Here is a 21,558-nt window from a genome sequence, read left to right as displayed (position 1 = left end):
AAAGTGACCATAGCTATATTAATAACCCTCTTTTTTATCATACTCAGGTTTGCGGTAACGCTATTCAATTATATCTCCAACCCTAAACTGCCACATATAGGACGGTATTATTCGGATAAAGTTTCTATCCTGATCCCTGCACGTAACGAGGCCGAAAACATATTAACCCTGTTAAATTCCATCCATCAGCAGGATTATAACAACTACGAGGTTATTATTTATGACGATGACTCAAGCGATGATACTTACCAGGTTTGTACTGAATTTGCCGCCGGGCACCCTCACTTCAGGGTGTTAAAGGGAGGTAAATTGCCTGATGGCTGGATGGGAAAAAATTACGCCTGCCACCAAATGGCTAAACAGGCCAATGGTAAATATCTGCTGTTTTTGGATGCCGACGAACAAGTTAGTAACCGCCTTATCAACAGCGCGGTACACCGCATGCATTTGCACCAACTGGGTTTATTAAGCCTGTTCAGCAATCAAACCATGCTTACCCTCGGCGAGAACCTGGTAGTGCCTCTTATGCATTTCATATTGCTAAACCTACTGCCTTTACGCCTGGTATATATATTAAAAAACGCCTCAGTAGCGGCCGCCAGCGGTCAGTTTATGTTGTTTGATGCTGCCATTTATCATAAACACCAATGGCACAAAGCGGTAAAAAACAAGGTGGTGGAAGATGTGGAGATCATGCGCCTCATAAAAGCGGAGCGTTATAATGGTGAGGCCCTGCTGGCCAACGGCATGATCAGTTGCCGCATGTACCGGGGCTATGGCGAAGCTATAAACGGGTTCAGTAAAAATTTCCTGGCGGCGTTTAACTACAGCATCATTGGTTTTTTGGTGTACATTACCATCACTATTGCCGGTCCGCTGATTATCCTGACAACCCTGAACATGCCGCTGATACTTTTTACCGCTGGCTTGATTTTTCTTACGCGGATCATGATCTCCCTTTCGGCCGGTCAAAAAGCGGAGTATAACATCCTTTTACATCCTGCTCAAATGTTTAGCCTGCTTGTCGTAGCTATTTTATCCATCCAAAGGTATCTTACCAAAACCACGATGTGGAAAGGGCGAAAAATTTGAAGCCCATAGCATCCGATAATTCTGCCCCGGCAAAAAACAGGATCTGTATCATAGTTATTTTCCTGTTTCATTTGGTAGGGTTGACAGGCTTTATTATCCCCTCATTAACCGTATTATTTATAACCCTGGTACCATGGCATTTACTATTGATGCTTGGGATTATCGTTTATAGTTATGACAATTTCGACAGCAGGTTTCTGCTGTTTGCATTCACCACCTTCGTCACCGGCTTCCTGGCCGAATACATCGGTGTACATACCGGTTGGCTCTTCGGGCATTATCAATATGGCAGAACACTTGGCATTAAACTATTTGAAATTCCCTTGATGATCGGGGTAAATTGGTTCCTGCTGGTCTATGCCGCGGGCATTACCCTGCAGCGAAGCCGCCTAAAAAGTACATTGGTAAGAATACTTTCAGGAGCTATGATCCTTACCCTGCTCGATGTGCTGATTGAGCCTATTGCCATACATTTTGATTACTGGCATTGGCTGGATACCGGCGTTCCGTTTAAAAACTATGTTTGCTGGTTTGTGCTGAGTGCATTGCTGCTTTTTATATTTGAGCAGTTTAAATTTAAACGGCAAAGCATTGTTGGCCCAACACTACTAATTGCGCAGTTTTTATTTTTTGCTGTTTTGAATTTGGTGTATTGAGTTAAGGGATCAACTATTTAGTGATATAATAATCATCAAAATCAACGCAATCATTACAATCAACGGTTATTTTTGCCGTAAATTTGCAGCACCATGGGAGATTATCAGTTAAAGGTTACTATTGACCAGGATTCGGGCTTTTGCTTTGGGGTGGTTTATGCCATTGATATGGCCGAAGAGATTTTAGAAGAGGATGGCTACCTGTACTGCCTTGGCGATATTGTGCATAATGACGAAGAGGTTGAACGCCTTAAAGCAAAAGGCCTGCTCATCATTGAGCACGGCCAGCTTAAAGATCTACATAATGAAAAGGTGCTCATCCGTGCCCATGGCGAAGCTCCCGACACCTACCGTACGGCTTTAGAGAATAACATCACCCTTATTGATGCCTCATGCCCGGTAGTGCTTAAACTGCAAAACCGCATCAAAACCTCATACGACTCGAACGAGAAGATCCTGATTTTTGGCAAGCACGGTCATGCAGAAGTAGTTGGCCTGCAGGGACAAACCAATAATGAGGCGATAGTTTTCCAGGATATTGCCGAGCTTGACAATGTAGAACTGCCGCACAACATTACGCTGTATAGCCAAACCACCAAGAGTATGGATAAATTCTACTCGGTGAAAGACGAGCTTATTTCACGCGGCTACGCCCTTAAGGCTAATGATACTATTTGCCGCCAGGTAAGTAACCGGGATAAAGACCTGCCCAAATTTGCAACGCGCTTTGATAAGATTGTTTTTGTATCGGGCAAAAAATCATCAAACGGTAAGGTGTTGTATGAAGTATGCCGCAAGCACAATCCCAATACTTACTTCATATCCTCAACCGACGAGCTGGATAAAAACATGTTTGCGCCAAATGATACCATTGGTATTGCCGGTGCAACATCAACCCCCATGTGGCTGATGCAGAAAGTAAAAGCCGCTATAGAAAGCTTTTAACAGCACGCTTTTTGCTGTAATAGGTAACATGCAAAAAAGTCCCTCAAATATTGGTTTATTTGTGGCCGCGCTGGTAATTGGCTGCTGGGCAACAAGCATTACATTACTGATGCGGTGGCATTTCAGCTTCGGCAATCCTCTTGTTTATGTACTGATGCTGGTGCAAATGCACCTTTATACCGGGCTGTTCATCACAGCACATGATGCTATGCATGGTACAGTTTCGCCTGATAAGGGCTTAAATAACTTTGTGGGTTACCTCAGCACGTTCCTATATGCCTCGTTCTGGTACCCGCAATTGTACACCAAACACCACAGGCACCATAGCCACGTACATACCCATGAAGATCCGGATTATCATCAGGGCAGCTTTTTTGCATGGTATGTACAATTTATCCGCAATTACCTGTCCATATGGCAAATTGTGGTGATGGCTGTTGTATTTAATATCCTGAAGATCTGGATCCCACAGCCAAACCTGATTATGTTTTGGGTTGTACCATCATTGCTGAGCACATTACAGTTATTTTACTTCGGTACATATCAGCCCCATAAAGGCGAACACGATAACCGGCACTTTGCCCGAAGCCAGCGCCGTAATCATTTGGCTGCATTTTTTAGCTGCTATTTTTTTGGCTATCATTATGAGCACCATGAATCGCCGGGTGTACCGTGGTGGAGGCTGTGGAAAGTTGTTAAATCCAACCCGCGTTAGGGATCGGAGCGGATACCGGCCTGTGACTAATGCCCGTGCAGTATGAGCGTAGAGCCCGGCCGCAGGCAACGCCCTAATCATATAAAAATGCTGATACGCTAAATTCCTTATCAACATATCTCCTTAAAAACAAATAACACAATTCCTAAATTCAATTTCTACTTTCAAACATTCACTTATCTTACACCTCATTTATTTGTAAATTGTGACCACCGTCATAACTTACGGGGCATTTTTTGCTATTTTTGCGCCTACAGTTATGGCTAAAAAAGGAATTTTACTGGTTAACCTGGGCACCCCGGATAGCCCCAGCACAGCAGATGTAAAGCGTTATTTGAATGAGTTTTTGATGGATCCGCGGGTTATTGATATCGGGGCCATTTCACGTACCCTTTTAGTTAAAGGCCTTATTGTTCCGTTCAGGGCGCCTAAATCGGCCAAGTTGTACCAGGCCATCTGGGATCCTAAAACAGGCTCACCGCTGTTACACTACAGCATTTTACAACAGCAGGCCTTGCAACAGCGCCTTGGCGATGGCTATATGGTTGAGTTGGCTATGCGTTACCAAAACCCTTCTATCGAATCGGCTTTGGAGAAACTGAAGGCAGCCCTTGTTGAAAGTATCCAGGTAATCCCTTTGTTTCCGCAATATGCTTCGGCCAGTACCGGATCTGTTTATGAAAAGGTAATGGATATTGTTGGAAAATGGCCAACATCGCCGAATATCAGCTTCATCAACTCGTTTCATGATAACGAGCTCATGATTGAAACTTTTGCCGATAACGCTCAAAAATACAACCCGGATACCTACGATCACATTTTATTTAGCTTTCACGGACTGCCGCAAAGGCAGCTGATTAAAGCCGACCATACGCATAACCACTGCCTTAAATCTACAGGTTGCTGTGAAACGCTTACCGATGCCAACCGCTTTTGTTATTCGGCACAATCGCACCATACAGCGAAACTGATAGCTGAAAAAATGGGCATTCCGAAAGAGAAATATACCATCTGCTTTCAATCGCGCCTGGGCAACGATCCATGGGTGCAGCCTTACACCAGCGAAATCGTAGCTAAGCTGGCCAGCGAAGGTAAAAAGCGCCTCCTGGTATTTTGCCCCGCCTTTGTAGCCGACTGCCTTGAAACCGTATATGAAGTAACTACCGAATACGGTGACGAGTTTAGAGCGCTTGGCGGTGAGCATGTGCAACTGGTTGAGAGTTTGAATGATGCCCCTAAGTTTATAGATGCTTTAGTGCAGATGGTAAACCCATCTTAAGCGTACTTCGGGTCGAAAGATAACCATAGCCTAACGGAATGCATGCGTTAGGCTTTTTTATTGCATAAAAAAAGCATCTGCCCATTGCTGAACAGATGCCGTACGATTTTTATATAATTAATAGTTTAAGCTACTTTTACATTCACCGCATTTGGGCCTTTACGGCCTTGCTCTACATCGTAGGTAACGCTATCGTTTTCACGGATAGTGTCAACCAAACCTGATACGTGTACAAAAACTTCAGCACCACCATCTGTTGGTGTAATAAATCCGAAGCCTTTAGTTTCATTAAAGAATTTTACTGTTCCTTGCATTATATTTTTATTTAAGCCACAAAGGTAATATTAATAATCAATAAATTATTAAAAATAAGGACATTACACTTTTATAGTTTCCACAAGCATAATTGTAAGTTTAAAAACATCGCCTAAAAACAATGTTTCACTATATCCGGAGGCCTTAATACTTAGCATTTTAGCTGCTTACTGCTGCAATGCCACACTGCTGTAAACATGATATTCGCCGGGTTGCAGCGTCATGGAATATGGCAATGATGTTACATTAATACTGGTTTTGCGAATGTTATCGTACCACGTTCCGGTAGCCGGGAAGCTGATATTGCCGGTTTGCTGCACCACATCAAAATTACCAACCACCTCAACGTTCGCGCTGGCATCTTTTAACTGTATAGTTTTAATAGGGCCGGCAAGGTCATAAGTATAATTAGTTGACGCAAATACAGCGTTCTTTTCCTTCATCTTAATCATCTTTGCATAAACGCCATATAAATGCCTCCTGTTAGGATCGGTATTATAGTTCCAGTAGATGGGTTTATTGCTTGTACGGCCCCCCTGGTTAATACTTACATCGTAGCCGAGCTCACCAAACTGCCACAGCATTTTAGGCCCCGGAACCGAGAACAGGAACGCGGCTGCCATTTCTTCGCGCGCCAACCCTGTGTTTTTATCTTTTACATTGTAGCTGCCAACGGCATTACCATAACTTTCGTTTTTAAACTGCAGGCGTTCTTCATCATGGCTTTCAAAGTAACCTACCAGGTTATACGGCTGCGTAAACGTATGCTGATCATAAAACAAACCCTGAAAATTGGAGTTGGTTAGCCAGCCCATAGTAGCTTCATTGGCATTATAGTTCAGGTTGTTCCAAAGCATCATGCCTTCGCCGGCCAGTTCTTTTTCTTCCTGGTTAGCCGCAAAATGCTCCAGTATTACGTAGAAATTATTATTATCGATGCTTTTGATGTAGTTGTTATAATCTTTCCAGATGGCTACACGACTGGCATCATATTGGCTCCATGCGTTCACGGCTGCATCAGACGTGCCATAGTTAACCTGGGTAAAACCTTTTGAAAGGTCGAAGCGGAAACCATCGATCTTGTACTCCGTCATCCAGAATTTGAGCACATTTTTTACAAAATATTTAGTGTCGGCGCTTTCATGGTTAAACTGGTAACCTACATTGTAAGGATGCGTTGGATCCACATTATACCAGGGATTGTTGGCCGCAGGTTTACCTGCTGTTGTATTAAAATACATCTGTACCATTGGCGATTGGCCAAAGGAATGATTAAGCACCATATCCTGGATTACCGCTATACCCCGCGAGTGGCACTCATCAATAAAAGCTTTCAAGGCGTTTTTGGTGCCGTAGTATTTATCAGGCGCAAAATAAAAAGACGGATTATACCCCCATGAAAGATTACCTTCAAACTCATTAAAAGGCATCAGTTCAATAGCATTAACACCCAGGTTGGAGAGATACTTCAGCGTATCTGTGAGGGTTTGATAGTTATGGGCATCAATAAAATCACGAACCAATAATTCATAAATAACCAGGTTCTTTTTATCGGGGCGGGTAAAGTTGTTATTTTTCCAGGTATAAGCTGGTTGGTTGGCCTGAAAAACGCTTACATTACCGGTAGTTTTCCCGGTTGGATACTTTTTTAAGTTGGGATAGGTATCTGCAGAAATGTATGAATCGTTATCAGGATCAAGCACCTTTTCGGTATATGGATCAGCTACTTTCAATGATTTATCAATATAAAACTGGTAACCATATTCAGTAGCGGGGTCGATGTTATCAATTTGCAGCCACCAGCGCTTACCATCGGGTGTGTTGTTCATCACGGCTTTGGTGTCATTCACATCCCAACCGTTAAAATCACCTATTACTGATACGGATTTTTTGCCCGGCGCATACAGGTTAAAAATCACCGATTTACCCGAATTGATAAAGGTAACACCATCTTTTGCCCCTGCCGGTAATGCCTTTCCGGTGTTCACCACTGTATAACCGGGAACGTTCCCGGAATTGCCCGGCAAGACTTCTTTCTTTTTGCATGAAGTAAAACCGGCCAATAAAAGTCCGGCAATTAATAAGTAAACATTTTTAATGATCATATTTTGTTATAATTGGTTCCTTACCAAAGCAATCATAGCCAATTGGTTACAGGCCATATCGCTTCAGCAACGCAATATCAGTAAAATAATTGGTAAAATTACTTTTCATTAAATTATGTATTTATCAACCTGAATAATTCGCCCTTTGGACTATCATGTAAGGAAAACATTAAAGCCCTCCCTACCGAGGGAAGGCTTGAGTGGGAATAATTATTTAGCTGGCTTAACCCCTTCGCTGGTCATTACCACCCGCTTAATGCTGCCATCTTTATTGTAGTACAAATAATCGATACAAACCGAGCGGTGAAAACTACCGGCATCTGGTACCAGCGCGCCATTATGATATATAAAATACCATTTGCCTTTAAACTCTATTATAGCCTGATGATTGGTATTTGAGTTGCCGGCAATTTCATTGATGATGCCTTTATATTCCCACGGACCATTAATATTCCTGCTCATCGCATACGCTATTTTTTCGGGGAACTCATAAGCATAAGATAAATAATACCAGCCATTACGCTCGTGGATCCACGGCGCTTCGGTATAATGCGGCAGTGTGATGGTTTTAATCTCGCCGTCAAACTCGGTCATGTTACTTTTTAATTTAGCATAATAGCAAATGCCGTTACCCCAAAACAGGTAGGCTTGTCCGTCTTTGTCAATAATAACCGTCGGGTCAATATCATCCCATGAATGCTTTACGGCTTTAGTCATATCATTGGTAACCAAAGCGCTGCCACGGGCATCCTTAAACGGCCCCAGCGGACTATCAGACACCGCTACACCGATAGCTTTACCATGGATAGTACCATGTTCAACAGCCACATACCAGTAAAACTTGCCATTCCGTTCTATCACCTGCGAAGCCCATGCATCATCCTTAGCCCATTTAAACTCCTTAACATTCATAGGCGAAGGATGCTCTGTCCAGTTCACCATATCGGTTGTAGTGAAGCAGGTCCAGTCGTGCATAGTATAGCCGTTATGACCGGGAGCAGCTTCATCATGTCCGGTGTACAGGTATACCTTATCCTTATAAACCATAGCCGCCGGATCGGCGGTATACTTGTGCCTGATGATGGGATTGCCATCCGAATGGAAAGTGGTATCGCGGGTTGTGGCATTGGCGTATGTCAGGCTGCCAAATGCCAGGCCTAATGCGATCAGGTATTGTGATATTTTCATATTAGTCAATTTTAAATCATGGGCATTAAGCCTACGAGTCTTTTCAATTCCCTCCCTCGGGAGGGGTGCGATTGGTGAGTGTGGTAGCTGGGAGGGGTTTGTACGCTTTACCATGGAATTTGCGCGGCGAAAAAACCCCTCCCTACACCCTCCCAAGGGAGGGAATCGCACTTCCCGGCCCTCTTATTTCTATTCTTCCCCCGTCCCGTGTCCTCACGGGTAACATCATCCAGAAGTTATTTCCCTATCACCGGCCATCCATCAACCCAATCCAGCTTCTCCACCCTCAATTTCGAAATCCCTCTATCCGCTGCATCATAGCCATGGAAAATGATGTAATCCGCGCCGTCAAAGGTGCTTACACCGTTATGTCCAACACCGTACCAATCCTTATCGCCGGCCAGCAGGATACTGCCGCCGCCTTTGTTCATGGCTATGCCTTCTTTATCCAGGTATGGCCCTTTCAGTGTTTTTGAACGCCCGATAATCATTTTGTAAGTGCTCTTCGGCCCTTTACAGCAATAATCTATTGAGGCAAATAGGTAGAAATATTTATCGTGCTTAAATATAAAGGGCGCTTCAATGGCATTGCCTCCTGCATCAACAGGGTTCCCGTCAACAGCGGGTAGATTTTCCGTTGCTATTTTTCGGCGTGTTGCAATGGTTGGAATGTTATCAATATTTTCCGCAACGCTTAACCTGTCTTTATTCAGCTTCACCAGTTTTAATCCATCCCAAAACGACCCGAAAATTAAATACGGCGTACCATCTTTATCCGTAATTAAATTAGGGTCGATGGCATTCCAGTTGGTTTTGCCTGGCATGGATTGAATTACCTTTCCATGATCAACCCATTTATATGCAGGATCATTGGTATGTAACGTTGTATTGGTTGCTACACCTATGGCCGAAGTGTTTTTGCCAAAGGCCGATACAGAATAAAACAAGTAATACAGCCCATTGTAAAACGAAATATCCGGGGCCCAGATATGGCCTTTAAAACCAGGAATAGCGTCAAGAGCCCATTGCGGAGGTGCAGCAAATACCGGTTTCTCGGCCTTCCAGTGTATCCTATCTGCCGACGACCACATGGCGATACCGTTACCCGTACAAAAGATATAATATGTACTATCCTGCCGGATCATTACCGGGTCATGTACCGATATATCAGTCCTTAGTTCCTGAGCATTACTGAAAATGCCCGGGAACAATAAGGATATGATCAGTAGGATCTTTTTCAACGTTTATTTGTTTCTAAGCCTGATTACTTTAAACGAGTAAGGCTCAACCGCCAGCTTCAGGGTATTGCCCGAAATATTAATCTTGCTTTCAACAGGGCTAACTGCCGTTGGTGCGGTCAATGAATTTTCAGCGTCCTTGTCATCGGCTTTTAGTGTAGTAACCGTGGCCTGTTTTTGATAACCTTTTGAGCCGGTAATCTTAAAGCTTACATTTTGTGCCGAAGTGCTGGTATTCACAAATTTGATCACCAGTTCATTGGTATTCTTATCTAAACTGGCAGTAGCATAGCTATCATTTTGGCCGGCTACGACTTCGTTATTTAAGGTAAGCGGCACTACATCTGTTCCTTTATTAATGGAAAACAGTTGCTGCACATAATAATTTGGCGTAGCATAACTTTTCAGGTTATCAAACCAGATGAGGTTTGGTGTCCACTGCCAGCCTTCCACATGAGCGAAAAGCGGGGCGTATGAAGCCATGTTCACTACATCGGCATTACGCTCCAAACCGGTCATGAAGGCGGCTTCTGACAATGCACACTCCCAATTGTTTTTGTTATCGGGGTTTACTGTTGATTTGCTTTGCGCGGCATACTCACCGGCGAAGATCTTAGGACCTTTACGGTCGTAGTTATCATAACGACGGGCATTATCCCTGAACCATTTTGCGGGCGCATAATAATGCTCATCCAAAATATCGGCACCTAAACCGCGGAATGTTTTATTTAACAGGTCAAACTCTTTACCATCAGGCGATGGGCCTAAAGCCGATACGATTTTGATATCCGGGTATTTAGTTTTGATAGCTTTAGTGAAAATTTTCCAGCGATCGATATATTGCGGGCCCCATTGCTCGTTACCTACACCTATCATTTTTAAATTAAACGGTGCCGGGTGACCGAGATCGGTACGCAGCTTGCCCCATTTGGTACTGACATCGCCATTGGCAAACTCAATCAGGTCGAGCGCGTCCTGCACATAAGGATCAAGCTTATCCAAAGGTACCAGCTCACCGGTGTTGAATTCGCAGGCCATACCGCAATTCAGGATAGGCAGCGGCGAAGCGCCAATATCCTCGGCAGTCATGAAATACTCCATAAAGCCCAAACCGAAAGTTTGGTAATAATCAGGCGTTGGACGGTGCTTAAATTCGGTATTCCAGCGGTTGATGATGTTCTCGCGTTTATCAACCGGGCCGATGGTTTTTTTCCATTGATAACGATTGTTCAGCTCACGTCCTTCAACAATACATCCACCGGGAAAGCGTAAAAAGCCGGGTTTAAGATCTGCCAGTCGCTGTACCAAATCGGCACGTAAACCACCCGGACGGTTTTTCCAGGTATGTTCAGGGAACATAGAAATCATATCCAGATCAATAACACCCTTGCCGCTCATCCAAACATATAGCTGTGCTTTTGGCGTTGTAGCGCTCGATTTAAACTTTACGCCGTAGCGGCTCCACTCTTTATCAGTTGGTGTAAGCTCGGCTTTACCTATAATGTCACCATTATCGCCATGCAGCTCTATGTTCAGTTTTACATTGGTATCGCCATCTTGTTTGGCCATTACCGAAAAGCTGTATTCCTCGCCTTCCTTAACACCCATCCCGCGGAAACCCTCGTTAGAGAAACCATAGAAACCCGCATCACTTGTGATGTAGCTTTTTATAAAGTGGGCATTCTCCGGGCGTTCGACAGCACGGTTTATTACTTCAGTACGACCGTCACCTCCATCCTTTTTCTGCTCTTTCCATCCCATTAAAGGCATGTTAAACTCAAACGAACGGTTTTTTACCAACTCGGCATAAACACCGCCATCGGCAGCAAGGTTAATATCCTCAAAAAATATCCCATACATGGTAGGCTGAATGTGTGCCTTCACCTTATCAGCCGCTATAGTATATTGCGTTTGCGCATACACCGCGGTAAAAGTACCGGCAGCACACAGCATTAAAAAAGCTCTTTTTAACATCGCTTATTTATTTGGAGAATTTGTAAATGGTGACCGTATGGTAAGTTTGCCCTGGCTTTAACACGGTTGAAGCAAACGCCGGCTGGTTTGGGGCATCAGGAAAATGCTGGGTTTCCAAACAAAACGCCGACCGGTGCGGGTAAGCTTTGCCGCCTTTTCCATCTTTAGTTTCGCCGGTTAAAAAGTTGCCTGAGTAAAATTGTAGTCCGGGCTCTTCGGTAAATACTTCCAAAGTGATACCGGTTACCGTACTTTTTACTGTAGCAACAGGGGTAGTAAGATCATGTTTGTTCAAAACAAAATTATGGTCATAGCCTTTACCGTTTTTCAATTGCTCGTCGGCCACATCAATGTCTTTACCAATGGTTTTTGATGTAGTAAAATCAAACGGAGTACCTTTAACAGGCTGCAGTTTTCCGGTTGGGATAAGCGTGGTATCCACAGGCAAAAAAGCGTCGGCATTTATTTGCAGTACGTTATCAGTAATGGTTGGATTACCGGCGCCATTGAGGTTAAAATAAGCGTGATTGGTTAAGTTAACAATGGTAGTTTTATCGGTAGTAGCTTTGTATTCTATTTTAAGCGCATTATCATCACCCAAAGTATAAACCACTGTTGCAGTTAAATTGCCCGGATAACCGCCTTCGCCATCCTTTGAAACATAGGTAAGTTCCAGTTGTGATGCGCTCAGTTGTTTAGCCGCAAAAACTTTTCCGTAAAAGCCGTTAAAACCGCCATGCAGGGTATTTACGCCATCGTTAATATCCAACTGGTAAGCTTTGCCATCAAGAGTAAATTTACCTTTTGCAATGCGGTTACCATAGCGGCCTATAATGGCGCCGAAATACGGCTCCTTTGGTTTTTGATAGCTTTTCAATGAATCGTAACCTAAAATAACATCGGTAGCTTTACCGTCTTTATCAGGTACCAGTAAGCTTACCAGCCTGCCGCCATAATTGGTAACGGCCACTGTTGCACCGCTGTTATTTTTCAGGGTAAAGAGTTTAACTTTTTGCCCCTGTACATCGGCCTCAAAATTAGCCGAATCGGGTATTGACTGGGTAGTTACCGAGGTCGAATCTTTCACGGTTGAATCAGTTGCTTTTGGATTACCGTTACAAGCCGCAAAAAGCGCTGCCGAACAGCTTAACATCATTAATAAATTCTTGTTATTCTTCATAATTTGAGGTTGTTAGCTTGCTTTTTAAAGCATTTGCCGTTTAACTATTATAATTTCCGGAACAAATAAATTGGTTTAACTAATGGTTTGGGAATCAGTGAGACCAATGTATAAAAATTAATTTATAATTGTTAAAAAAACACTTAAAATATTTAATTTAAAAAAGCCCGCCTCGCGCGGGACTTTCTTATTCAAAAATCAAATATTTCAACTAAACACCTGCAGCCTTGGCATGGTCGGCCAGGAACTGCGCAAGTCCGTTATCTGTAAGCGGATGTTTTAGCAAAGCGGTAATAGCACTCAGCGGACCGGTTATCACATCCGCACCCAGCTTAGCGCAGTTAACGATGTGCATAGCATGGCGTACCGAAGCTGCCAGGATCTGTGTTTCATAACCGTAGTTATCGTAAATCAGCCTGATATCTTCAATCAGTTGTAAACCATCTGTTGAGATATCATCTAAACGACCAATAAACGGTGATACGTAAGTAGCACCAGCCTTAGCCGCCAAAAGGGCTTGACCTGCCGAAAACACCAGCGTACAATTGGTTTTAATTCCTTTTTGCTTAAAATACTTTAAAGCTTTTACGCCATCTTTTATCATGGGCAGCTTTACCACAATCCGCTCGTGAAGAGCTGCCAGCGCTTCGCCTTCGGCAACCATCTCGTCAAAAGTGGTCGATATTACTTCGGCGCTCACATCGCCATCGGTAATTTCGCAAATGGCTTTGTAGTGGTTAATGATATTTTCATGGCCGGTAATACCTTCTTTAGCCATCAAAGATGGGTTGGTGGTAACGCCGTCTAATACGCCCAGGTCGTGGGCTTCTTTAATTTGTGCCAGGTTGGCTGTGTCAATAAAAAACTTCATTTTATAAATTATTGTACTTACCAGAATTTAGCATAAAGCATGGTAAGCAGGATAAGTGTAACTACAATTAATGCCATGGTTGATTTCTCAACCTTGAACATACTACGCGGAATTTCAAATGCTTTCGGATTAACTTTCGGTCCGGCAAGGCTTATGGCCACCATCACAATAATGGTAAACATGAAAGATAGCCCCATACAAATCAGGAACGGAATCTCATAGCCGCCTTTTCCATTAGGGAAAGCTGTATAAAGCAGGGTTTCGTTACCAAACAATTTTGGTGCATAGTTATTGAACAATACCGACATGCCAAAGCCTGTCAAAATACCTGCAATAGCGGCTGCGCCTGTGGTACGTTTCCAGAAGAAACCTAAAATAAAAATGGCGAAGATCCCCGGGCTGATAAAGCCGGTGTATTTCTGGATAAAGGTGAAGCCGCCTTCGCCGCCTATGCCTAAAAGATCTTTCCAGGTAAGCATGATAGAGAACACTAATGCAGCCAAAATAGTAAGCCTGCCTACATTAACCATACTTTTTTCACTGGCCTCTTTACTGATGTGTTTTTTGTAAATATCAAGCGTAAAAATAGTACTGATACTGTTAGCCTTACCCGCAAGCGAAGCCACAATAGCAGCCGTCAAAGCCGCAACAGAAAGACCTTTCAAACCGGTTGGCAAAAAGCCCAATATAGCCGAGTAAGCATTATCTGAATTAAAGTGACCACCCGATGCCATTTCTTGTTGCAAGCCACCGTTTTTGTACAATACGTAAGCAGCAATACCCGGTAATACCACTATAACAGGCATAGCCAGTTTCATTAAACCTGCAAAAAGGATCCCTGTACGGGCAGTTTTCAGGTTAGCACCCAAAGCCCTTTGTGTGATGTATTGGTTACAGCCCCAGTAGTTCAGGTTCACTATCCACTGACCGGCAAAATACATAGCAATACCAGGCAGCGCAAGGTATTTGTTGATCTCTGCCTGCGGAGCGCCCGGTTTAGGTTTAGCCATCATCATTTTAAAGTGATCTGGTGCATCGCTCATCATTTTATTTAGACCCGCCATGGCGTCTTTGCCCAAACCAAAATGCTCGCTAACCAAAGTAAGCGCTATATAAGTGGTAGCCAAACCGCCAACAACCAGCACCAATACCTGTATAACATCGGTAAAACCGATCACCTTCATACCGCCAAGGGTAATGAACAAGGCAAAAATGGACAGCGCGATAATGATCTCGTGCAGGTATCCGCCACCCATTAAGTTGTTAATGGCCAATGCACCCAGGTAAAGTATAGAAGTTAGGTTAACTAACACATACAACAATAGCCAGAAAATGGCCATGATAAAACTTACCGTTTCATTATACCGCGTATGCAGAAATTGCGGCATGGTGAAAATCTTATTTTTGAGGTATACCGGTATAAACCATACAGCCACAATGATCAGCGCTATGGCAGCAACCCATTCGTAAGCTGCAACGGCCAAACCCACGGCAAAACCCTGTCCGCTGGTGCCTATAAATTGCTCGGCAGATATATTCGACGCGATTAGCGAAGCACCAATGGCCCACCATGTAAGCGACCCCTCGGCCAGGAAAAAGTCGTGACTATCAGATACGCCTTTGATCTTTTTACGGCTGTATACCCAGTACCCGTAGCTCGTAACTACAATAAAATAGATTACGAAGATCACGTAATCGATAGTGGAAAATTTGTTCATTATTTGGTTTAAATTAGTTGCCCCTCCCAACCCTCCCCTTAAGGGTGAGGGCTTTTTAAAGCATTGGTTAAGTTTATACTCTTCTCATTTTTTTTGAACCTGAATTTGCCGAATTAAAGGATTAACAGAATGCTAATCTAATTCGACAAATTCTTTAATTCCAAGAATTCGAGTTCAGACTACTCCGAAATCCCACATCCGAAATCTCAAATTCACATGGCGTTGCCTGCGGCCGGGCTATCCGCTCATACTGCACAGGCCTTAGCCACGTGGCCGGTATCCGCTTCTATCCCTAACGCGAAACAGCGCAGAACTTAAGACTTACGAAGTTTTAAAAACTTCGTAAGTCTTTAAAAAAAACGCCGCCGCTCGGCGACCATCTTATATTTTTTTTCAAGTCTCCCCTTCTGGGGGAGATTTAGAGGGGGCTGGGGCTATTTATACGCCGCGTCATTCCACCTGATCTCGTTCCTGAACTGATCAAGCTTGGTGTCTTTGCCTATACGCAAAAACTCAATACCAGCCATATCAGCGAAATCATTGATCAACTCGGCCGACAGGTTTTGGCTGTATGCGGTGTGGTGTGCACCACCGGCATAGATCCAGGCTGCGCAACCGGTTTTCATATCGGGCAGTGGTTTCCAAAGCACCCTTGCAACTGGCAATTTCGGTAGATCTTCAACCGGCTCGATGGCTTCAACCTCGTTAACAATTAAACGGAAACGGTTGCCCATATCCACAATTGAAGCATTGAGCGCAGCACCGCCGGCTACATTAAATACCAAACGTGCGGGATCGGCCTTGCCACCAATACCTAAGGCATGTACTTCTAATGCTGCTTTACCATTAGCTAAGCTGCTGTCAACCTCGAGCATGTGTGAGCCTAAAACCAAGGCATTGTTCGGATCGAAGTGATAAGTATAATCTTCCATGAAAGCGTTGCCGCCTGGTAAACCAGCACCCATTACTTTGAATGCACGTACCAGGGCAGCGGTTTTCCAGTCGCCTTCGCCTGCAAAACCGTAGCCATCGGCCATTAAGCGCTGTGAGGCAATACCCGGTAACTGGATCATGCCGTGCAGGTCTTCAAATGTATCGCTGAAACCTTTGTAGCCGCCGTCCTGTAAAAACTTACGTAAGCCAAGTTCAATTTTGGCAGCGTCATAAACCGACTGATACCTTGCACCGCCTTGCTTAAGGTCATCGGCCATAGTATAAGTAGCTTCATACTCATCGGTAAGGGCTTTAACCTCAGCATCGCTGATGCTGTCAACTACAGCTACTAAATCACCAATACCATAAGTATTTACAGCGAAACCAAATTTCAATTCGGCCTCAACTTTATCGCCATCGGTAACAGCAACAAAACGCATGTTATCACCAAAGCGAACAAATTTAGCGCCTTGCCAGTCGTACCAGCCTGCTGCCGCACGGCTCCAGCTTTCAATGTCTTTTAACACTTCGCTATCCTGCCAGTGGCCAACAACCACTTTACGGTTCAAGCGCATGCGTGATACCATGAAACCAAACTCTCTGTCGCCGTGGGCGCTCTGGTTCAGGTTCATAAAATCCATATCAATTGAGCTCCAAGGAATATCACGGTTGTATTGCGTATGCAGGTGCAGCATCGGTTTTTTAAGGATGCTTAAGCCCCTGATCCACATTTTAGCAGGCGAAAAAGTATGCATCCAAGCAATAACACCGATACAGTTTTCGGCAACGTTAGCCTGCTGTAAGGTGTTGTAGATTTCTTCGGTTGATTTAACAACTGGTTTGTATACCACACGCACTGGGATATTGGCAGCACCGTCAATACCTTTAGCAATTTCCTGCGAGTGCTCGGCAACTTTTTTCAGTGTTTCTTCTCCGTATAAATTCTGGCTCCCGGTTATGAACCATACTTCAAATGTTTTCAGATCGATCATTATAATTAATTATTGATTTAGCGAATGAGTGATTTAGTGAATTGGTTTAGTTTTTTGGCGACAGCCTGAATAATGCCGCACCGTGTTTGTTTATTTTTTGCTGGTAGCCTGAGCTATACTGTCCAACATCCTGCTTTTTCCACAAGTCACGTACGGTTACTTTGCCTTTCAGGCCCAGTTCCTTGAAATTGAGGGATACAGATTTGTCATCATCGCCAATATTGAAAAAGGCGGCATAAATATCCTTGCTGCCGGGGATCTGCGAATACCAGATCATGGCGCCATCTTTTTTGTATAACTGCTTAGGATTCGATCCTTTTTGATTTACTGCAATTACTTCATCATTGGTAAAAAGTTTCAGCTCAAAATCGCGGTTTTCGGGCATGTTGCCACCTATCATCAGCGGCGAACGGAAGATGCTCCAGAAGGTCATGTGGGTATATTCCTCGTCCTCGGTAAAGCGGCTGAAGCGCTCCTGTCCTACCGGGCCGCGTTTACTTAGCTTACCGATCTGGATCATATCACAATCGGGCCAGTGACCGGGGCCGCTTACACCTTCCCAGCTTTTAGCATATTCAAACATATGAAGGATCTCTTTCCAGTTATCCCAAAAGTCATCAGCCATGCGCCACATATTGGCATATTTGGTAGCATGAGCCGCTTGCGTAACCGGGGTTTCACCGGGCGATAAGCTTAATACCACCGGCCTGCCGCATTGTTGGATCGCCTTTTGGTAACCTTCAACCTCGGCATTACTGTACGGGCGCGAAAGGTCATCTACCTTAATAAAATCAACTCCCCACGAAGCATAAAGCTCCAGCAGCGAGTTCAGGTATTCCTGGGCGCCGGGCTTTTTCATATCCAGCCCGTACATGTGGTTCATCCAAGGGCATTTTGAGTTGGTATCGGCCACCATATCGGCAGTAATGCCATTGGTGCCTTTAACCGGCGATTTTGACCAAACCGCTTGCCTCGGAATACCGCGCATTACGTGGATACCGAATTTTAAGCCTTTGCTGTGAATATAATCGCCCAGCGGTTTAAAGCCGTTACCACCAAAAGCCGAAGGGAATTTAGTAGGCTGCGGCGTAAGGCGGCCCCATTTATCCATAGTTAACCATGGAACATATGAACCATCCTGTAAACGTAATTGGAAAGGGTTACCTATATTGCTACCCGGAGGGTTATCGTACGACCATAAAAAGTCGACTACCACATACTCCCAGCCATGTTGTTTCAGATGCTCTGCCATGTAATCGGCATTGGCCTTAACTTCATCTTCATGTACTGCCGAACCAAAACAGTTATAACTGTTCCAGCCCATTGGCGGTGTAGCTGCCACCTGTGCCGATAAACGGGTGCCCAAAAACAGGCAAATCAGCATAAGAAAAGCAAATTTTAAAAAACGGGGACCGTGCGATTCCCCTCTTGAGAGGGGGGTAGGGGTGTGTTCATCGCTTTTGTTATTCCGGGCGCATAACACACCCCTGCTCCCGCTCTTATCCATCGCGCCCCCTCTCAAGAGGGGGGCTAAAAACGTTTTTATCTTTCTCATGCTTATTGTCCGTAGTAAGAATCAGGTCCGTGTTTACGTTCGTAATGCTTTTTAATTAGTGCATCCTTTAAGCGGGGGGCACTTTTATCAATTTGTTCGGTAAGGTAGGCCATTTGGGCTACAGCTTCCAGCACAGCGCTGTTGTAAACCGCTTTTTCGGCAGTTTTACCCCAGGTAAACGGGGCATGGTTGCCCACCAGCACCATTTCAACCTCTTTATAATCCAGGCCTTTTTCTTCAAAGCATTCCATGATCTGGAAACCGGTTTGATACTCGTAGTTACCTTTAATCATTTCGTCATTCATGGGTGGGGCGCAAGGGATATCAACCGTTAAATGATCGGCATGGGTAGTACCGAAGATTGGAATATCCCGCTGCGATTGTGCCCAGGCTGTTCCGTAGGTGGAGTGCGTATGCACAATACCGTTGATGCCTTCCCAGTGTTTATAAAGCACAGCGTGTGTTTTGGTGTCACTTGACGGGCGAAGGTCACCTTCAACGGTGTTACCATCAAAGTCAACGATTACCATTTTCTCCGGCGACAAATCCTCGTAAGGTACACCGCTTGGTTTTATCGCAAATACACCTAATTCCCTGTCGGCGGCGCTTACGTTGCCAAAAGTGAACAGTACCAGGCCCAGTTTGGGCAACTGCATATTGGCATTATAGGCACTAAGCCTTATATGATCATATTTACTCATGTCTTTATTAAGCGTTTTGCAGTTCAGGATTATTTTTCAAAGCAACTTCGGCAGCTACAAACTTGCCCAATATGCTGTATTGGTTATAGCGTTGCTGATAAACTTCTTTTAGCGCGATGTTTGGCTCATAAACCACGTCAAAGCCGCGGCCCATGGCCGTCATAGCTTCTTCAATAGTTGGGTAGATACCGGCAACTACCGCAGCAAACATCGCAGCGCCCAAAGCACAGGTATGTTTAAACTGGTGAATGCGGATAGGCATACCCAAAACATCGGCCATCATTTGCATCACGAAAGGTGACTTTTTAGCTACCCCGCCGATACCGATGATCCCTTTAACCGGGATACCCTCGCTGATAAAACGATCAACAATACTTTTAGCGCCAAAGCAGGTAGCCTCGGCCAGCGCACGGAATACCCGTGGTGCATCGCTGCCTAAACCCAAACCGGTAATAGCTCCTTTTAATTCCTGGTTGGCATCCGGTGTACGACGTCCATTAAACCAATCAATAGCCTGCTCATTGCTTTCTTCGATGGGTAACAATGCTGCCTGCCTGCTCAATTCAGGGATGATCATTTCTGAAATTTCTTCCTTCAACGCTTCGGCAGTGGCCGCGTCAATTACCTGCGACTGTGAAAGCAGGTTATTCAATGGCCATGCCAGGATATTCTTAAACCAGGCATAAGTATCGCCAAAAGCTGATTGACCCGCCTCTAAACCGGTCATACCCGGAATAACCGAGCCATTTACCTGTCCGCAGATACCGCGTACCAGTTTGCCTTCCATCTCTGATGTTGGGGCAACCAGGATATCGCAGGTTGATGTGCCCATTACCTTGCTCAGGTGATAAGGCTCAATCTGGCCGCCAACAGCGCCCATGTGCGCGTCAAAAGCGCCGGTACCTACAATCACATCGGTTGAGAGTCCCAATATCTCCGCCCACTCCGCGCTGAGGTTTCCGGCTGCTTCATCGGCCGTGTATGTATCTTCATATAATTTATCCCTGAAACCGGCCAGCACCGGATCAAGGGAAACAAAAAATTCTTCGGGAGGCAGGCCATTAAATTCTTCGGCCCAAAGGGCTTTATGCCCCGCAGAACAACGGCCCCGTTTGATAGCTTTAACATCCGTACCGCCGGTTAACAGGAAGGGGACCCAGTCGCAATGCTCAACCCATGAGGCAGCAGCATCACGTACACTTTTATCAACCCTTAGTACATGCAGCAGTTTAGCCCAAAACCACTCTGACGAGTAGATACCGCCAACATATTTCAAATAATTGGTATCAAATTTTGCAGCATGCTCATTGATCTGTGCTGCTTCTTTAACCGAAGTATGATCCTTCCACAACACAAACATGGCATTGGGGTTACTTTCAAAACCTGGAGTTAAGGCAAGCGGTGTTCCTGTAGCATCAACCGCAACGGGGGTTGAGCCGGTGGTATCAACAGAAATACCTTTTATATTTTTTGCAATAGCCTCGCCGCCGGCCTGTGCAATACAATCTTTAATGGTGGCTTTAAGTCCGTCGATATAATCCTGCGGATGCTGGCGGAACTGGTTTTCGGCAGGTACGCAATACTTGCCATCGCGCCAGCGGGGATAATTAAATACTGATGAAGCTATTTCTTCTCCGTTGGCCGCGTTCACTATCACGGAGCGCACGGAATCAGACCCGTAATCAACCCCGATCACTAATTGGTTATTGCTCATATAAAGATTTATAATTATTGTCGAAATAACACTTAATTTTTGACAAAGAAAAATTTTATTTAAAATTTTATTCAGATAAAATGCATTATTTACTTAAAGGAACCTTTTGGCCTGTAAAAAAGTCATTACATAGTTCAAGCGCCTGTTAAAAAAATTACCGGTACGTCTATTCAGCCAGGTAATAATTAGTGTTGTTTTAACAATATAAAATAAGCTTTGCACAACGGATTGGCTGTTTTGGGGTGGTAAAACGTTTAATTTGCTCATAAAATATATAGCATTGCCGTTGCTAAAAACGGGGCCGGCGCACTGGGAAAATCAAATAACATCTTTGCCCTGTGACAACACTTTTCCGGCAAACCAATAAAAAAGCGGAACAGTCAATCA

The 21,558-nt window shown here is 44.4% G+C and carries 17 protein-coding genes; 5 read left to right on the top strand and 12 right to left on the bottom strand.

All coding sequences use genetic code 11. The features are described 5' to 3' along the window. The first annotated feature begins 3 nt into the window (after positions 1 to 3). From ACEN82_RS02025 to hemH, 5 genes are all read left to right on the top strand, one after another. Positions 4 to 1,092, top strand: a complete 1,089-nt coding sequence (locus ACEN82_RS02025) for a glycosyltransferase family 2 protein (RefSeq protein WP_413322769.1) — start codon at positions 4 to 6, stop codon at positions 1,090 to 1,092. Beyond that, the gene (locus tag ACEN82_RS02020) at positions 1,071 to 1,748 is read left to right on the top strand and encodes a carotenoid biosynthesis protein (protein WP_413322770.1); all 678 of its coding nucleotides are present in this window, start codon (positions 1,071 to 1,073) and stop codon (positions 1,746 to 1,748) included. Before ACEN82_RS02025 ends, ACEN82_RS02020 begins: the two co-directional genes overlap by 22 nt. A 93-nt stretch (positions 1,749 to 1,841) precedes the next feature. Then, positions 1,842 to 2,693 carry a 4-hydroxy-3-methylbut-2-enyl diphosphate reductase gene (locus ACEN82_RS02015; protein WP_413322771.1) on the top strand — a complete coding sequence of 284 codons (852 nt, stop codon included), beginning with the start codon at positions 1,842 to 1,844 and terminating at the stop codon, positions 2,691 to 2,693. A 28-nt stretch (positions 2,694 to 2,721) separates the two neighbouring features. After that, complete coding sequence (locus ACEN82_RS02010; RefSeq protein ID WP_413322772.1) at positions 2,722 to 3,408, top strand: fatty acid desaturase; 687 nt, start codon at positions 2,722 to 2,724, stop codon at positions 3,406 to 3,408. A gap of 259 nt (positions 3,409 to 3,667) precedes the next feature. Continuing rightward, positions 3,668 to 4,687: a ferrochelatase gene (gene hemH, locus ACEN82_RS02005; RefSeq protein WP_413322773.1), complete on the top strand. Its 1,020-nt coding sequence runs from the start codon at positions 3,668 to 3,670 to the stop codon at positions 4,685 to 4,687. A gap of 125 nt (positions 4,688 to 4,812) precedes the next feature. On the opposite strand, the gene ACEN82_RS02000 is transcribed toward hemH, so the two are convergent. The 12 genes from ACEN82_RS02000 to ACEN82_RS01945 form a co-directional block, all read right to left on the bottom strand. Further along, positions 4,813 to 5,004: a cold-shock protein gene (locus tag ACEN82_RS02000; protein ID WP_091220527.1), complete on the bottom strand. Its 192-nt coding sequence runs from the start codon at positions 5,002 to 5,004 to the stop codon at positions 4,813 to 4,815. Positions 5,005 to 5,169: 165 nt separating this feature from the next. Beyond that, positions 5,170 to 7,107, bottom strand: coding sequence for an alpha-amylase family glycosyl hydrolase (locus tag ACEN82_RS01995; protein WP_413322774.1), 1,938 nt, complete (start codon positions 7,105 to 7,107; stop codon positions 5,170 to 5,172). A 210-nt stretch (positions 7,108 to 7,317) separates the two neighbouring features. After that, positions 7,318 to 8,295, bottom strand: coding sequence for a glycoside hydrolase family 43 protein (locus tag ACEN82_RS01990; RefSeq protein ID WP_413322775.1), 978 nt, complete (start codon positions 8,293 to 8,295; stop codon positions 7,318 to 7,320). Between the two features lie 236 nt (positions 8,296 to 8,531). Then, positions 8,532 to 9,536 carry an arabinan endo-1,5-alpha-L-arabinosidase gene (locus tag ACEN82_RS01985; protein ID WP_413322776.1) on the bottom strand — a complete coding sequence of 335 codons (1,005 nt, stop codon included), beginning with the start codon at positions 9,534 to 9,536 and terminating at the stop codon, positions 8,532 to 8,534. Positions 9,537 to 9,539: 3 nt separating this feature from the next. After that, complete coding sequence (locus ACEN82_RS01980; RefSeq protein WP_413322777.1) at positions 9,540 to 11,507, bottom strand: alpha-L-arabinofuranosidase family protein; 1,968 nt, start codon at positions 11,505 to 11,507, stop codon at positions 9,540 to 9,542. A gap of 7 nt (positions 11,508 to 11,514) precedes the next feature. Then, positions 11,515 to 12,687, bottom strand: coding sequence for an aldose epimerase family protein (locus tag ACEN82_RS01975; protein WP_413322778.1), 1,173 nt, complete (start codon positions 12,685 to 12,687; stop codon positions 11,515 to 11,517). A gap of 211 nt (positions 12,688 to 12,898) precedes the next feature. After that, positions 12,899 to 13,558, bottom strand: a complete 660-nt coding sequence (fsa, locus tag ACEN82_RS01970) for a fructose-6-phosphate aldolase (RefSeq protein WP_090528887.1) — start codon at positions 13,556 to 13,558, stop codon at positions 12,899 to 12,901. A 17-nt stretch (positions 13,559 to 13,575) separates the two neighbouring features. After that, positions 13,576 to 15,276: a sodium:solute symporter family transporter gene (locus ACEN82_RS01965; RefSeq protein WP_090528891.1), complete on the bottom strand. Its 1,701-nt coding sequence runs from the start codon at positions 15,274 to 15,276 to the stop codon at positions 13,576 to 13,578. A 434-nt stretch (positions 15,277 to 15,710) separates the two neighbouring features. Then, positions 15,711 to 17,201, bottom strand: coding sequence for an L-arabinose isomerase (gene araA / locus ACEN82_RS01960; protein ID WP_413321676.1), 1,491 nt, complete (start codon positions 17,199 to 17,201; stop codon positions 15,711 to 15,713). A 46-nt stretch (positions 17,202 to 17,247) separates the two neighbouring features. Continuing rightward, positions 17,248 to 18,756 (bottom strand): glycoside hydrolase family 27 protein, encoded by a 1,509-nt coding sequence (locus ACEN82_RS01955; protein ID WP_413321677.1) that lies wholly within the window; start codon positions 18,754 to 18,756, stop codon positions 17,248 to 17,250. Between the two features lie 2 nt (positions 18,757 to 18,758). After that, positions 18,759 to 19,457, bottom strand: coding sequence for an L-ribulose-5-phosphate 4-epimerase (locus ACEN82_RS01950; protein ID WP_090528897.1), 699 nt, complete (start codon positions 19,455 to 19,457; stop codon positions 18,759 to 18,761). A 7-nt stretch (positions 19,458 to 19,464) separates the two neighbouring features. After that, positions 19,465 to 21,171: a ribulokinase gene (locus ACEN82_RS01945; RefSeq protein WP_413321678.1), complete on the bottom strand. Its 1,707-nt coding sequence runs from the start codon at positions 21,169 to 21,171 to the stop codon at positions 19,465 to 19,467. Positions 21,172 to 21,558 lie beyond the last annotated feature (387 nt).

Source organism: Mucilaginibacter sp. Mucisp73, from assembly GCF_059491465.1.
This window is presented reverse-complemented; position numbering and strand designations above follow the sequence as displayed.